Origin of the sequence: Clostridium sulfidigenes (assembly GCF_000732635.1) — a bacterium.
GTDB lineage: Bacteria > Bacillota > Clostridia > Clostridiales > Clostridiaceae > Clostridium_J > Clostridium_J sulfidigenes.
This window is the reverse complement of sequence record NZ_JPMD01000040.1, coordinates 1-15,605: the sequence shown is the minus strand read 5'-3', so window position 1 is coordinate 15,605 and position 15,605 is coordinate 1. Positions and strand designations below refer to the sequence as shown.

The window sequence follows — 15,605 nt, the reverse complement described above, 5'->3', positions numbered from 1 at the left end:
TTAGCAAAAAGTGGATCAGTACATCCACATATGAAGTTCGTAGGTCAAGTATACGTACTTAAAAAAGAAGAAGGTGGAAGACATACACCATTCTTTGATGGATACAGACCACAGTTCTACTTCAGAACAACAGACGTAACAGGATCAATCAAATTACCAGATGGAATGGAAATGGTAATGCCAGGAGACCACATAGATATGAACGTAGAATTAATCACTCCAATCGCAATGGATGAAGGATTAAGATTCGCAATCAGAGAAGGTGGAAGAACAGTAGGATCAGGAGTTGTAACTTCTATAATCGAATAATTAAGATTTAAAATAGGACTGGGTTCTAAACCTAGTCCTTTTAAAAGAAAAATCAATAAGATATCTTTAATAATTTTATAGTATAATGTTTGCAAGGAATTATTTACAATTGACATAAGTGGTAACTTGTGATAAGTTGTTTAAGTAGCAATTGCAGTTAACGATATATTATCAAGAAAAAATTATTGGTTTTATAAATAAAATTAAATACGCATAAACTAGGAGGTGTAGATTGTGAGAGTTAAAATAACTTTAGCATGTACTGAATGTAAACAAAGAAACTACAACACAATGAAAAATAAAAAGAATAATCCAGACAGGATCGAAATGCAAAAATACTGCAGATTCTGCCACAAACATACACTTCATAAAGAAACAAAATAGTTCTTTAAGAACTTGAAATATTTTGGGGATGTGAAAATTATGGCTGAAAAAGTTGAGGGTAAAGTAATTAACCCTAAAAAACGAATGAAGATAGTACAGTTTTTTATCGACTTAAAAGCGGAATTTAAAAGAGTAACATGGCCTACAAAAGATGAGCTTAAGAAAGCTCTTATGGCGGTAATATGCTTTTGTCTTCTTTATGCAATAACTGTAGGTTTGTTAGATGCTGGTTTTAAAAACCTTTTTAATTTGATTTTTAAATAATTTAAAAGGGAGGTAAGGGGACGGTATAATTACGCCCCTGTAGCTATGACAGGAGAAAAAGCAAGATGGTATGTAGTTCATACATATTCTGGATATGAGAATAAAGTTAAGGCTAATCTTGAAAAAGCTATTGAAAATAGAAATCTTGAAGAGTTCGTTCATGACATTCAAGTTCCTATGGAAGAGCAAGTAGAAATCAAGGATGGCAAAGAAAAAGTTACATTAAGAAAAGTATTTCCAGGATATGTGATGGTTAAGATGGTTATGACTGATGATTCTTGGTATATTGTTAGAAATACTAGAGGGGTTACTGGATTTGTAGGTCCTGGATCAAAACCGGTGCCTTTAACAGAAGATGAAATTCACAATATGGGAATAGTTGAAAAACAAGTTACTGTAGATGTTGAAGTTGGAGAACAAGTGAAGGTTGTATCAGGACCATTTGAAGACTTCATTGTTGCAATTACTGAAATATCTATAGAAAAACATAAAATCAAAGGATTAGTTAACATGTTTGGCAGAGAAACCTCTGTTGAACTTGATTTTAATCAAATACAAAAACTTTAAGACTTAGTAGAATTATGTCTAAAAGACTAAATTCTATTTAAGTGGGAGGACTTATAAAAGTCCGATTACCACAATATAGGAGGTGTAAACTCATGGCTAAGAAAATAACAGGAATGATAAAACTTCAACTTCCTGCAGGAAAGGCAACACCAGCACCACCAGTAGGACCTGCACTTGGTCAACACGGTGTAAATATTATGGGATTCTGTAAGGAGTTCAACGCAAAAACTGCGGATCAACCAGGTATGATAATACCAGTTGTAATTACAGTTTACCAAGACAGATCATTTAGTTTTATACTAAAAACTCCACCAGCAGCAGTATTATTAAAGAAAGCAGCTGGAATAGAGAGTGGATCAGGCGTTCCAAACAGAACTAAGGTTGCAACAGTTTCAGCAGCTAAAGTTAAAGAAATAGCTGAATTAAAGATGCCAGACTTAAATGCTGCATCATTAGAGGCTGCTATGAGCATGATAGCTGGAACAGCTAGAAGCATGGGAATAGTAATCGAAGAGTAATTTCAATTAATTCGGTGGGAGGCAAAAACCGTTAATACCACAAAGGAGGATGCAAAATGGCTAAAATGGGAAAGAATTACATAGAAAGCGCTAAGTTAATAGACAAGAATGCTCTATACACACCAGCAGAATCTATGGAACTTACAATAAAGACATCAAAAGCTAAATTCGATGAAACAATAGAAGTTCACGTAAGACTTGGTGTTGACCCAAGACATGCAGATCAACAAGTAAGAGGAGCAGTAGTACTTCCTCATGGAACAGGTAAAACTGTTAGAGTATTAGTTTTCGCTAAAGGAGACAAAGCAAAAGAAGCAGAAGCTGCTGGAGCTGATTTCGTTGGAGCAGAAGAACTAGTAGATAAAATCCAAAAAGAGAACTGGTTTGAGTTTGACGTAGTTGTAGCTACTCCAGATATGATGGGTGTAGTTGGAAGACTAGGTAGAGTATTAGGACCTAAAGGTTTAATGCCGAACCCTAAATCAGGTACTGTTACATTTGATGTAGCAAAAGCTCTAAATGATATTAAAGCTGGTAAGGTTGAATACAGAGTAGATAAAACAGCTATAGTTCACGTAGGAATTGGTAAGAAGTCTTTCGGATCTGAAAAGTTAATGGATAACTTCCATACTTTAATGGATGCTATTGTTAAGGCTAAACCAGCTGCTGCAAAAGGACAATATATTAAATCTGTTACTGTAGCATCAACTATGGGACCAGGAGTAAAAATTAATCCAACAAAAGTGTTAGATTAATATTGCATTAAATTTTTTAATGTGTTATAATACAAAAGTTGAATATATTCCGTAGACAGTAGGTGCTGAAAAGCGTAACTAAATACCTACCGAGGATGCTAATAAATGATTTTATTGGTCTCTTCGTGTCTGCGGAGAGACCTTAATTTTTTAATATACAGTGAAAGCTGTAAGGAGGTGGATACACAGTGCAAAGTAAAAATAGATCTTTAAAAGAAGCAAAAGTTGCTGAAATAAAGGAAAAGTTAGAAAAAGCTCAAGGAGTTGTTCTTAGTGAGTATCAAGGACTAAATGTTGAAGAAGATACACAATTAAGAAAAGCACTAAGAGAAGCAGGTGTTGAATATAGAGTATATAAAAATACACTAGTTACATTAGCTGCAAAGGAATTAGGAATTGAAGGATTAGATCAATATCTTCAAGGACCAGTTTCAATAGCTTTAGGATATGATGATCCAACATCACCAGCTAGAGTTTTAAATGACTTTGCAAAAACTCATAAAAAACTTCAATTAAAAGCAGGAGTAGTCCAAGGTGAGTTATTTGGTGAAGCTCAAATTAAAGAGATCGCATCAATTCCATCAAGAGATGTACTTATTGCAAAACTACTTGGAAGCTTCAAAGCTCCACTTTCAAACTTAGCATATTTATTAAATGCTATAGCTGAGAAAAAAGGTGAAGAAGCAGCAGAGTAATTAGTCTAAGTAAGAATTTAGAAAACGTAGAGAAAATAAAAATATAATTTAAAAATTTCGGAGGTGCATTTTAAAATGACAAGAGAAGATATGATTCAAGCTATAAAAGATATGAGTGTTTTAGAATTAAACGAGTTAGTTAAGGCTTGTGAAGAAGAATTTGGAGTAAGTGCAGCAGCACCAGTAGCAGTTGCAGGTGGAGCAGTTGCTGGAGCAGCAGCTGAAGAAAAAACTGAGTTCGACGTAGTATTAACTAATGCTGGAGCTGGAAAAATAAAAGTTATAAAAGTTGTTAGAGAATTAACTGGATTAGGATTAAAAGAAGCTAAAGATATAGTTGATGGAGCTCCTAAAACAATTAAAGAAGCCGTAAGCAAAGATGATGCTGAAAGCATGAAAGCTAAACTTGAAGAAGTTGGAGCTACTGTAGAAGTAAAATAGTAAGTCAATGGATTTACGTTGTGGAGTACTTAAATTAAGTACTCCATTTTTGTAACAAAAGAAATAAAGATAACTTAATAAATAAGTTTATTATATATTGACATTAAATAAAAATAATGATAATATAATTCAATGCGAATAAAGTAAATCAAGTCATGCATACGTCCATATTTATGTAAAAAGTTCTTCGTATATTTATATAGAATTATAATTATGTGAATATTTTTCTACAAATTGGATAGAATTGCATGATGAATAAGTGTAAGTCCGAAACACAAAGTCCTAGGGGAAAGTGTGTCTTGGGTTATTTTAGTTTATACAAGGGGTGAAAATTATATGGTACATCCTGTAAAAGTTGGTAAAAGGGAAAGAATGAGCTTTTCCAAAGTAAAAGATACGGCTGAAATGCCAAACTTAATCGAAGTTCAAATTGATTCATACGATTGGTTTTTAGCTGAAGGATTGCACGAGGTATTTGATGATATTAATCCTATACAAGATTATACTGGCAACTTATCTTTAGAATTTGTCAACTATAAATTGGATATGGAGAACATTAAGTATTCTGTTGAGCAGTGCAAAGAAAGAGATACTACTTATGCAGCACCATTAAAGGTGAAAGTTAGGTTACAAAATAATGAAACAGGAGAAATAAAGGAACAAGAAGTCTTTATGGGTGATTTCCCAATAATGACTGATCAAGGAACCTTTGTTATTAACGGAGCTGAAAGAGTTATAGTAAGTCAGTTAGTTAGATCTCCAGGAGTATATTATAATTATACTGTTGATAAGACTGGTAAAAAGTTATTTTCTTCAACAGTTATACCAAATAGAGGAGCTTGGTTAGAATACGAGACTGACTCTAATGATGTAATTTATGTAAGAATAGACAAGACAAGGAAGTTACCTATCACAGTACTTATGAGGGTAATGCTAAACTATGGAAGTGATGCTGAGATTCTTGAAGTTTTTGGAGAAGAAGAGAGACTTAAAGCATCCTTAGAAAAAGATAATACAAAAGAAAAGAATGATGCATTACTAGAGATTTATAAGAGACTAAGACCTGGTGAGCCACCAACTGTGGATAGTGCCATTTCATTGATAGAGTCTTTATTCTTTGATGCAAAAAGATATGATTTATCAAAAGTTGGTAGATATAAATTTAATAAGAAGTTAGCTGTTAAATGGAGAATTACTAATCAAATAGCTGCTGAAAATATAATTAATCCTTCTACAGGTGAGATTATAGTTGAAAAGGGAAATAAAATAAGTAGAGAATTAGCTGCAGAAATACAAAACTTAGGTATAAATTCTGTGGACATTCAGGTTGATGATAGAGTTATAAGAGTTATAGGAAATAACTTTGTTGATTTATCTAAACATGTAAGCTTTGATATTTCTGAGCTAAACATTAAAGAATATGTTCACTATCCTACATTAAAAGGGATATTAGAAACGTATCATAATGAAGATGAAATTAAAGAACAAATAAAGGCTAGCGCAAACAAGTTGGTTCCAAAACATATAATTAGAGACGATATATATGCTACATTAAGCTATGAGTTGGGATTGGCGTATGGAATAGGATATGTAGATGACATAGACCATTTAGGAAATAGAAGATTAAGATCTGTAGGTGAATTATTACAAAACCAATTTAGAATTGGTTTATCAAGAATGGAAAGAGTAGTCAAAGAAAGAATGACTGTTCAAGATCAAGAAATAATTACCCCACAGGCTTTAATAAATATAAGACCTGTTGTGGCAGCTATAAAGGAGTTCTTTGGAAGTTCACAGCTATCACAATTCATGGATCAAACAAATCCATTATCTGAGTTAACACACAAAAGAAGATTATCTGCATTAGGACCAGGAGGATTATCAAGAGAAAGAGCAGGATTTGAAGTAAGAGACGTTCACTATTCTCATTATGGTAGAATGTGTCCTATAGAGACACCAGAAGGACCTAACATAGGGTTAATTAACTCATTAGCTACATATGCTAAGGTTAATGAATATGGATTTATGCAGACCCCATATAGAGTTGTTGACAAGGAAACAGGTAAAGCTACAGATAAGATTATATATATAACTGCTGATGAAGAAGATAATTATCTTGTAGCACAAGCTAGTGAGCCATTAGCTGAAGATGGAAGCTTCATAGATAAAAAGGTTACTGTTAGAGAAAAATCAGAAGTTATAATAGTACCAAGAGAGCAAGTAGATCTAATTGATATTTCTCCAAGACAAATTGTATCAGTTGCTACAGCAATGATACCTTTCTTAGAGAATGACGATGCTACTCGTGCACTGATGGGATCAAACATGCAAAGGCAAGCAGTTCCACTTCTAAAAACACAAGCACCAGTAGTTGGTACTGGTATAGAATATAAAGCTGCAGTAGACTCAGGAGTATTACCTAAGGCTAAGAATGCAGGAGTTGTATCTTATGTTAGTGGAAATGAAATAAGAATAAAAAGAGATATAGATGGTGGTACAGATGTATATAACCTATTAAAATTCAAGAGATCTAACTCTGGTACTTGTATAAATCAACGTCCTATAGTTGATAAAGGAGAAAAAGTTGATATAAATACGGTTTTAGCTGATGGTCCTTCTACAGATTTAGGAGAAATTGCATTAGGTAAAAATATTAGAATTGGATTTATAACTTGGGAAGGTTATAACTACGAGGATGCTATGCTTATATCTGAGGAACTAGTAAGAGATGATATCTTTACTTCAGTTCACATTGAAGAATATGAGTCAGAAGCTAGAGATACTAAACTAGGACCAGAAGAGATTACAAGAGACATACCAAACGTAGGTGAGGATGCTCTAAAAGATATAGATGAGCGTGGAATAATAAGAATAGGTGCAGAAGTAAGATCAGGAGATATTTTAGTAGGTAAAGTTACTCCTAAGGGAGAGACTGAACTAACAGCAGAGGAAAGATTATTAAGAGCTATATTCGGAGAGAAGGCAAGGGAAGTAAGAGATACTTCACTAAGAGTTCCTCATGGAGAAGCTGGTATAATTGTAGATGTAAAAGTATTTACAAAAGACAATGCTGATGAACTTCCACCGGGTGTAAATCAATTAGTAAGATGTTATATAGCTCAAAAGAGAAAAATATCTGTTGGAGATAAAATGGCGGGAAGACACGGTAATAAAGGTGTTATATCTAGAGTATTGCCATTAGAAGATATGCCATTCTTACCTGATGGAAGACCACTTCAAATATGTTTAAATCCTCTAGGAGTTCCATCACGTATGAATATAGGTCAGGTACTTGAGGTTCATTTAGGATGGGCTGCTAGTGAGCTTGGATGGCATATAGCTACTCCGGTATTTGATGGTGCTTTAGATACAGAAATTCAAGATTGCTTAGAAAAAGCAGGATATAATAGAGATGGTAAGACTGTACTTTATGACGGAAGAACAGGAGAAGCGTTTGATAATAGGGTTACAGTAGGCTACATGTATATATTAAAGCTGCATCACTTAGTTGACGATAAGATACATGCTAGATCTACAGGTCCATACTCATTAGTTACTCAGCAACCATTGGGTGGTAAAGCTCAATTTGGAGGACAAAGATTTGGTGAGATGGAAGTTTGGGCTCTTGAAGCTTATGGATCAGCTCATACACTTCAGGAAATTCTAACAGTTAAGTCAGATGATGTTGTAGGTAGAGTTAAAACTTATGAGGCTATTGTAAAAGGAGAAAATATACCTGAGCCAGGAGTTCCAGAATCATTTAAGGTACTTATTAAAGAACTTCAAGCATTGTGCTTAGATATTAAACTTTTAGATGAGAATCATGAGGAAATTAAACTTAAAGAATCTGTTGATGACGAAGTTGAAGATTTAGAGGTAAACATAGAAGGTAAAGAGGATTCCTTTACTAAAGAACCTGTAAAAGAATATATTGAGCCAATAGATACTGATTCATCAGATGTAGAAGAGGATTCAGATTTTGAAGACATAAAATTAGATGATTTCGATGATGAATTAGAGCCAAATCTAGATTCAGGTTTAGATATTGATTTAGAATCTGACCTAGACAGTGATTTAGTTTTAGATGATTTTAATGATGAACATTAAATTGAAGGGAGGATGTACCCTTGTTTGAATTAAATAATTTTGATGCAATACAAATAGGGTTAGCTTCACCAGAACAGATCAGAGAGTGGTCTAGAGGGGAAGTAAAAAAACCTGAAACAATCAACTATAGAACATTAAAACCGGAAAGAGATGGTCTGTTCTGCGAGAGAATATTTGGACCAATGAAAGACTGGGAATGTCATTGCGGTAAATACAAAAGAGTTAGATACAAAGGTATAGTGTGTGACAGATGTGGAGTTGAAGTTACAAAATCTAAAGTAAGGCGTGAAAGAATGGGGCATATAGAACTAGCTGCCCCTGTATCTCACATTTGGTATTTTAAAGGAATTCCATCTCGTATGGGATTAATCCTTGATATGTCACCACGTTCTTTAGAGAAAGTACTTTATTTTGCTGCTTATGTAGTGTTAGATCCAAAAGATACGCCACTTGATAAGAAGCAAATATTAACAGAAAAAGACTATAGAGAAGCCGTAGATAAATATGGTTATGATGGCTTTGTAGCAGGAATGGGTGCAGAATCTGTAAAAGTCTTATTACAAGATATAGATTTAGATAAGCTTTCTGCAGAACTTAAAGAAGATTTTAAAACAAGTACAGGACAAAAGAAAATAAGAACTATTAGAAGACTTGATGTTGTAGAATCATTTAGAAAATCAACTAATAAACCAGAGTGGATGATTATAGATGTAATACCTGTTATACCACCAGATTTAAGACCAATGGTACAATTAGATGGTGGAAGATTTGCTACATCTGACCTAAATGATTTATACAGAAGAGTAATAAATAGAAATAATAGACTTAAAAAGTTACTAGATTTACAAGCACCTGATATTATCGTTAGAAATGAGAAAAGAATGCTTCAAGAAGCAGTAGATTCACTAATTGATAATGGAAGAAGAGGTAGACCAGTAACAGGTCCAGGAAATAGACCATTAAAATCTCTATCAGATATGCTTAAAGGAAAGCAAGGAAGATTTAGACAAAACTTACTTGGTAAGCGTGTTGACTACTCTGGACGTTCAGTTATCGTTGTTGGACCTGAACTTAAGATGTATCAATGTGGACTTCCAAAAGAAATGGCATTAGAATTATTTAAGCCGTTTGTTATGAAAAAGTTAACTGAAAGTGGAGTTGCACACAATATTAAGAGTGCAAAGAGAATGGTTGAAAGAGTTCAGCCTCAAGTATGGGATGTCCTTGAAGAGGTAATTCAAGATCATCCAGTATTACTTAACCGTGCTCCAACACTTCATAGATTAGGAATTCAAGCCTTCCAACCAATACTTGTAGAAGGAAGAGCTATAAAGCTACATCCGCTTGTATGTACAGCGTATAATGCTGACTTTGATGGAGACCAAATGGCGGTACACGTTCCTCTATCAGTTGAAGCACAAGCAGAAGCAAGATTTTTAATGCTTGCAGCGCACAATATTATGAAAGCTTCAGATGGTAAACCAGTTTGTGTACCTACTCAAGATATGGTTCTTGGCTCTTATTACTTAACATTAGATAAAGAAGGCGCTAAGGGTGAAGGAAGAATGTTCTCATCACCAGAAGAAGTTATGATGGCATATGAAGCTAAGGATGTAGATATACATGCAGCTATTAAAGTTAAAGTATCTAAAATTATTAATGGAGAAAAACGTTATGGAATTATAGATACTACATTAGGAAAGCTTATATTTAATGAATCAATACCTCAAAATCTAGGTTTTGTTGACAGAACTCTACCTGAAAATGAATTCAAATTAGAGATAGATTTCTTAGTAAGCAAGAAAAACTTGGGAAATATAATAGATAAATGTTACACATTATATGGTCCTTCTGAAACATCTAAGATGCTTGATAATATAAAAGCAAAAGGATATCATTTCTCTACTATTGGAGCTGTAACAGTAGCTGTTTCTGACATGGAAGTTCCAGAAATTAAGAAAGAATTACTTGCAGATGCTGATAATACTATTGAAAAGATAGAAAAGATGTATAGAAGAGGATTCATATCTGAAGATGAGAGATATGAAAAAGTTATAGATAAGTGGACAAAAACAACTGAGGAAGTAGCTGACGCTCTTATGGATAGCTTAGATAAGTTTAATCCGATAAATATGATGGCTGACTCAGGAGCCAGAGGATCTAAGAGCCAAATTAAACAATTAGCAGGTATGAGAGGACTTATGGCTAGTCCATCAGGTAAAATCATTGAACTTCCAATCAGAGCTTCATTTAGAGAAGGACTTGAAGTATTAGAATATTTCATATCTACTCATGGAGCTAGAAAAGGAAATGCTGATACAGCCCTTAAAACTGCGGACTCTGGATACTTAACAAGAAGACTTGTTGATGTTAGTCAAGATGTTATAGTAAGACAAGAGGATTGTGGAACTAAAGAAGGTTATGAAGTTAGTGAAATTAAAGAAGGAAATGAAGTAATTGAACCACTAAGTGAAAGACTTTCTGGAAGATATAGTGCTCAAGATATAGTTCATCCAGAAACAGGAGAAGTTCTAGTTAAATGTGATGAGTATATGAATGCTGCTATTGCAGAAAAAGTTGAGAAAGCCGGCGTTAAGAAAGTTAAAATAAGATCTGTATTTACTTGTAACGCTAAAATAGGGGTATGTGCTAAATGTTATGGTATGAACATGGCAACAGCTCAAAAAATCGACATAGGTGAGGCTGTTGGTATTATAGCAGCTCAATCTATAGGAGAACCAGGAACTCAGCTTACAATGAGAACATTCCATACAGGTGGAGTTGTTGGAGCAGATATTACTCAGGGTCTTCCAAGGGTTGAAGAATTATTTGAAGCCAGAAAACCAAAGGGGCTTGCAATAGTAAGTGACTGTGCAGGTACAGTAAGAATGGAAGAAACTAAGAAAAAGCGAACTGTTATAGTGACAAGTAACTCCGGTGAAGAGTTTACTTATGAAATACCATTTGGTTCAAGAATTAAAGTAATCAATGGAGATATAATAGACGCTGGAGATGAAATCACTGAAGGATCAGTAAATCCACATGACATAATAAGAATTAAAGGTGTTAAGGGTGTTAAAAACTATCTTTTATCTGAGGTTCAAAAAGTTTATAGATTACAAGGTGTTGATATAAACGATAAGCATCTTGAAGTAGTTATAAGACAAATGACTAGAAAAATAAAGGTAGAAGAATCAGGTGATACTGAGTTACTACCAGGAACAATGATGGATATATTTGATTTTGAAGAAGCAAATGAAAAAGCTTTAGCACTAGGTGGAAAACCAGCTGAGGGTAAGATTGCACTATTAGGAATAACTAAAGCAGCACTAGCAACTGATTCATTCTTATCAGCAGCGTCATTCCAAGAGACTACAAGAGTTCTTACAGATGCAGCTATCAAAGGAAAGATAGATCCGCTTGTAGGATTAAAGGAAAATGTAATTATAGGTAAGTTAATTCCTGCTGGAACTGGTATGAATAGATACAGGGGAATTGAAATCTGTGAAAATCAGCCAGTTGCAGAGGTAGAAATTAACGCTTAATCTTAGAGTTAGTTCTATTGACATGAATTATATAAAGTGATAAAATACATTTTGTATGTGATTGATAAAATAGTATTTTATCACTTTATGAATTGAAATTATGAGGGGGGTTAGTATGGTGACTAGACTTGTTGGGGAAAAGGTTGTTGGAGTAAAGCAAACAGCTAAAGCCTTAAAGAACAATCTAGGTTGTAAGCTGTATGTTGCAAAAGATGCAGATAGCAAACTACTAGAACCTATACTTAAATTAGCAGTAGACAGATCCCTAGAAATTGTAGAAATTGATACTATGAAAGAACTAGGTGTATTATGTGGAATTGATGTTTCAGCTGCAACTGCACTCATAATTTAAGGTTTGCTAATGACTAATTTATTATAGAATATCTATCATAATATTATTGTGTGAATAGATAAGCATTAGTAATTATTTTAAGGAGGTGAAATAATGCCAACTATAAACCAATTAGTAAGAAAAGGTAGAATGACATTAGCTTCAAAATCTACAGCACCAGCATTAAAAGAGTGTCCACAAAAAAGAGGAGTATGTACTGTAGTTAAAACAAGTACTCCTAAGAAGCCGAACTCAGCGTTAAGAAAAGTAGCGAGAGTTAGACTTACAAACGGATACGAAGTAACTGCTTATATTCCAGGTGAAGGACACAACCTACAAGAGCACAGCGTTGTTCTTATAAGAGGAGGAAGAGTAAAAGACCTTCCAGGTTGCAGATACCACATAGTTAGAGGAGCTTTAGACTCTGCTGGAGTAGCAAACAGATTACAATCAAGATCTAAATACGGTGCTAAGAGACCAAAACAAAAATAGGTCTTAATTAAAGAGTGCTATGCCTTCGAATTTATATAGATTTACATAGATTATAAGAGCAGAGCATTTTGCGGTAGAGATATCGAGTACCTATGAGTTAATTTTACAATGTTAAGGAGGGAAGAAAAGTGCCAAGAAAAGGATTTATTGCAAAAAGAGATGTATTACCAGATCCAATGTACAATTCAAAAGTTGTTACTAAATTAATAAACAGTGTTATGGAAGATGGAAAAAAGGGTGTAGCACAAAAAATATGCTATGATGCTTTCGATATCATTCGTGAAAAAACTGGAAAAGAACCTCTAGAGGTTTTTGAGGCAGCTATGAACAATATAATGCCATTACTTGAGGTTAAAGCTAGAAGAATAGGTGGAGCTACATATCAAGTACCTATCGAGGTTAGACCAGAGAGAAGACAAACATTAGGTATTAGATGGATGTTGCTAGCTTGTGAAAAAAGAGGCGAGAAATATATGAGAGAAAGATTAGCTAACGAGTTAATCGATGCTTCAAACAACACAGGAGCTGCAGTTAAGAAGAGAGAAGATACTCATAAAATGGCTGAAGCAAATAAGGCTTTTGCTCATTACAGATACTAATACAAAGACTGTTTTGGCTAAGGCCAAAACAGTTTTGTCGAATTTAAAATTACTCGTTAAGAGGAGGAAATAGGAATGGCTAGAAAATACCCTTTAGAGAAATTTCGTAATTTCGGAATTATGGCTCACATAGATGCAGGTAAAACTACAACAACAGAGCGTATTTTATTTTATACTGGTAAAACTCATAAGATAGGAGAAACTCATGAAGGTGCATCTCAAATGGACTGGATGGTTCAAGAACAAGAAAGAGGTATAACAATTACTTCTGCTGCAACAACATGTTTTTGGAATGATCATGAATTAAATATTATAGACACTCCTGGACACGTAGATTTCACTGTTGAAGTTGAGAGATCATTAAGAGTACTAGATGGAACGGTTACAGTACTTGACGCAAAGAGTGGAGTTGAACCACAAACTGAAACTGTTTGGAGACAGGCAGACAAGTATGGTGTTCCAAGAATGATTTATGTTAATAAAATGGATGCTACAGGTGCTGATTTCTTTAGATGTATTAAGACTGTAAGAGATAGATTAAAAGCTAATGCAGTACCAATACAAATTCCTGTAGGTGCAGAAGAGAACTTTAAGGGAATGATAGACTTAATAGCTAATCATGCTATCATAACTTATGATGATTTAGGAACAGATGTAAGAATTGAAGAAATTCCTGCAGAATTAGCTGATAAGGCTGAAGAGTATAGAATGGCTATGGTAGAAGCTATAGCAGAAACTGATGAGACTTTAATGGAAAAATACCTTGAAGGTGAAGAAATCACTGAAGAGGAATTACATGTTGCTTTAAGAAAAGCTACTATAGCAAATGAAATAGTTCCATGTATATGCGGATCATCATATAAAAACAAAGGGGTTCAAGAAATGATAAATGGCGTTGTTGCTTATTTACCATCTCCATTAGATATCCCTGCTGTTAATGGTACTACGTTAGATGGAGAAGAAGATTCAAGAGAAGCATCAGATGAAGCTCCAATGTCTGCTTTAGCATTTAAAATTGCTACTGACCCATTTGTAGGGAAACTTGCATTTACAAGAGTTTACTCAGGTATAATGAAAGGTGGTACTTATGTACTTAACTCAACTAAGGGTAAAAAGGAAAGAATTGGAAGACTCGTTAAAATGCATGCTAACCATAGAGAAGAAGTAGAAGAGTTAGAAGCAGGTGAAATCGGAGCAGTTATTGGACTTAAAGGAACTACAACAGGAGATACTTTATGTTCTGAAGATAAACCAATAATTCTTGAATCAATGGAATTCCCAGAGCCAGTTATATCTGTAGCTATTGAGCCAAAGACAAAAGCTGGTCAAGAAAAATTAGGAATAGCTTTAGCAAAACTTGCTGAAGAAGATCCAACATTCAAAACTTATACTAATCAAGAAACAGGTCAAACAATCATCGCTGGTATGGGTGAGTTGCACTTAGATATTATCGTAGATAGATTAACAAGAGAATTCAAAGTTGAATGTAACGTTGGTGCACCACAAGTTGCTTATAAAGAAACAATTAGAAAAGCTGTTAAGGCTGAAGCTAAATATGCTAAGCAATCAGGTGGTAAAGGACAATATGGTCACTGCGTAATAGAAATGGAACCAATCGAAGGTGAATATGTATTTGAAAATGCTGTTGTAGGAGGAGCTATTCCTAAAGAATATATTGCTCCAATTGATAATGGTATAAGAGAAGCAGCTAAGAATGGTATAATTGCTGGTTACGAGACTATCAACTTTAAGATTAGACTTGTACACGGATCATACCACGAAGTTGACTCATCAGAAATGGCATTTAAAATTGCTGGATCTATGGCATTTAAAAATGCTATGGCTAAAGCAGACCCAGTATTACTTGAGCCAATGGAAAAAGTTGAAATTACAGTTCCAGAAGAGTACATGGGAGATGTAATGGGAGATGTAAACTCAAGAAGAGGAAGAATTGATGGTATGGAAGCTATTAATGGAGCTCAAATTATTAGAGCCTTCGTTCCATTATCTGAAATGTTTGGATATGCAACTACTTTAAGATCAAAAACACAAGGTAGAGGTGTTTACTCAATGGTATTTGATCACTATGAAGAAGTTCCAAAGAGTATTCAAGAGCAATTAGCTAAAAAGTAATTAAGAATATATAAAGTGAAAATAAAAATGTTTTCTAATTGAGGAGGAATAAGAAATGGCAAAGGAAAAATTTGAAAGAAGCAAACCGCACGTTAATATTGGAACAATAGGACACGTAGACCACGGTAAGACAACATTAACAGCAGCAATAACAACAGTATTAGCAAGTAGAGGATATGCAGAAGCATTCAACTATGCTGATATAGATAAAGCACCAGAAGAGAAGGAAAGAGGAATCACAATCAATACATCACACGTAGAGTATCAAACAGAAACAAGACACTATGCTCACGTTGACTGTCCAGGACACGCAGACTATGTTAAGAACATGATTACAGGAGCAGCACAAATGGATGGAGCAATCCTAGTAGTAAGTGCAGCAGACGGTCCAATGCCTCAAACAAGAGAGCACATACTTCTAGCATCAAGAGTAGGAGTACAATACATAGTTGTATTCTTAAATAA

The 15,605-nt window shown here is 34.3% G+C and carries 15 protein-coding genes and 1 other annotated feature; all 15 genes read left to right on the top strand.

The genetic code is table 11. The features are described 5' to 3' along the window. The coding region (locus IO99_RS15460; protein WP_479723508.1) for an EF-Tu C-terminal domain-related protein at nucleotides 1–309 on the top strand (309 nt) is incomplete at its 5' end. 234 nt (nucleotides 310–543) lie between these two features. Continuing rightward, on the top strand, nucleotides 544–693 hold the full coding sequence (rpmG, locus tag IO99_RS15455; protein WP_035135045.1) for a 50S ribosomal protein L33: 150 nt from the start codon (nucleotides 544–546) through the stop codon (nucleotides 691–693). Between the two features lie 39 nt (nucleotides 694–732). Further along, complete coding sequence (gene secE, locus IO99_RS15450; RefSeq protein ID WP_035135043.1) at nucleotides 733–957, top strand: preprotein translocase subunit SecE; 225 nt, start codon at nucleotides 733–735, stop codon at nucleotides 955–957. 45 nt (nucleotides 958–1,002) lie between these two features. Continuing rightward, the gene (nusG, locus tag IO99_RS15445) at nucleotides 1,003–1,524 is read left to right on the top strand and encodes a transcription termination/antitermination protein NusG (RefSeq protein ID WP_035135041.1); all 522 of its coding nucleotides are present in this window, start codon (nucleotides 1,003–1,005) and stop codon (nucleotides 1,522–1,524) included. A gap of 92 nt (nucleotides 1,525–1,616) precedes the next feature. Further along, on the top strand, nucleotides 1,617–2,042 hold the full coding sequence (gene rplK, locus IO99_RS15440; protein ID WP_035135039.1) for a 50S ribosomal protein L11: 426 nt from the start codon (nucleotides 1,617–1,619) through the stop codon (nucleotides 2,040–2,042). A 65-nt stretch (nucleotides 2,043–2,107) separates the two neighbouring features. Next, nucleotides 2,108–2,797: a 50S ribosomal protein L1 gene (gene rplA, locus IO99_RS15435; RefSeq protein WP_035135051.1), complete on the top strand. Its 690-nt coding sequence runs from the start codon at nucleotides 2,108–2,110 to the stop codon at nucleotides 2,795–2,797. A 31-nt stretch (nucleotides 2,798–2,828) separates the two neighbouring features. Continuing rightward, nucleotides 2,829–2,954: a sequence feature (ribosomal protein L10 leader region), on the top strand. Nucleotides 2,955–2,985: 31 nt separating this feature from the next. Further along, nucleotides 2,986–3,492: a 50S ribosomal protein L10 gene (gene rplJ, locus IO99_RS15430; RefSeq protein WP_035135037.1), complete on the top strand. Its 507-nt coding sequence runs from the start codon at nucleotides 2,986–2,988 to the stop codon at nucleotides 3,490–3,492. A gap of 75 nt (nucleotides 3,493–3,567) precedes the next feature. Continuing rightward, nucleotides 3,568–3,933 (top strand): 50S ribosomal protein L7/L12, encoded by a 366-nt coding sequence (gene rplL, locus IO99_RS15425; protein WP_035135036.1) that lies wholly within the window; start codon nucleotides 3,568–3,570, stop codon nucleotides 3,931–3,933. A gap of 336 nt (nucleotides 3,934–4,269) precedes the next feature. Further along, nucleotides 4,270–8,040 carry a DNA-directed RNA polymerase subunit beta gene (rpoB, locus tag IO99_RS15420; RefSeq protein ID WP_035135049.1) on the top strand — a complete coding sequence of 1,257 codons (3,771 nt, stop codon included), beginning with the start codon at nucleotides 4,270–4,272 and terminating at the stop codon, nucleotides 8,038–8,040. Nucleotides 8,041–8,060: 20 nt separating this feature from the next. Then, on the top strand, nucleotides 8,061–11,585 hold the full coding sequence (gene rpoC, locus IO99_RS15415; RefSeq protein WP_035135034.1) for a DNA-directed RNA polymerase subunit beta': 3,525 nt from the start codon (nucleotides 8,061–8,063) through the stop codon (nucleotides 11,583–11,585). 115 nt (nucleotides 11,586–11,700) lie between these two features. After that, nucleotides 11,701–11,937: a ribosomal L7Ae/L30e/S12e/Gadd45 family protein gene (locus tag IO99_RS15410; RefSeq protein ID WP_035135032.1), complete on the top strand. Its 237-nt coding sequence runs from the start codon at nucleotides 11,701–11,703 to the stop codon at nucleotides 11,935–11,937. Nucleotides 11,938–12,030: 93 nt separating this feature from the next. After that, on the top strand, nucleotides 12,031–12,408 hold the full coding sequence (rpsL, locus tag IO99_RS15405) for a 30S ribosomal protein S12 (RefSeq protein WP_035135030.1): 378 nt from the start codon (nucleotides 12,031–12,033) through the stop codon (nucleotides 12,406–12,408). A 128-nt stretch (nucleotides 12,409–12,536) separates the two neighbouring features. Beyond that, complete coding sequence (gene rpsG, locus IO99_RS15400) at nucleotides 12,537–13,007, top strand: 30S ribosomal protein S7 (protein ID WP_035135028.1); 471 nt, start codon at nucleotides 12,537–12,539, stop codon at nucleotides 13,005–13,007. Nucleotides 13,008–13,082: 75 nt separating this feature from the next. Then, nucleotides 13,083–15,140 (top strand): elongation factor G, encoded by a 2,058-nt coding sequence (fusA, locus tag IO99_RS15395; RefSeq protein ID WP_035135026.1) that lies wholly within the window; start codon nucleotides 13,083–13,085, stop codon nucleotides 15,138–15,140. Between the two features lie 55 nt (nucleotides 15,141–15,195). Continuing rightward, on the top strand, nucleotides 15,196–15,605 hold a 410-nt coding region (locus tag IO99_RS15390), incomplete at its 3' end, for a GTP-binding protein (protein ID WP_035135024.1).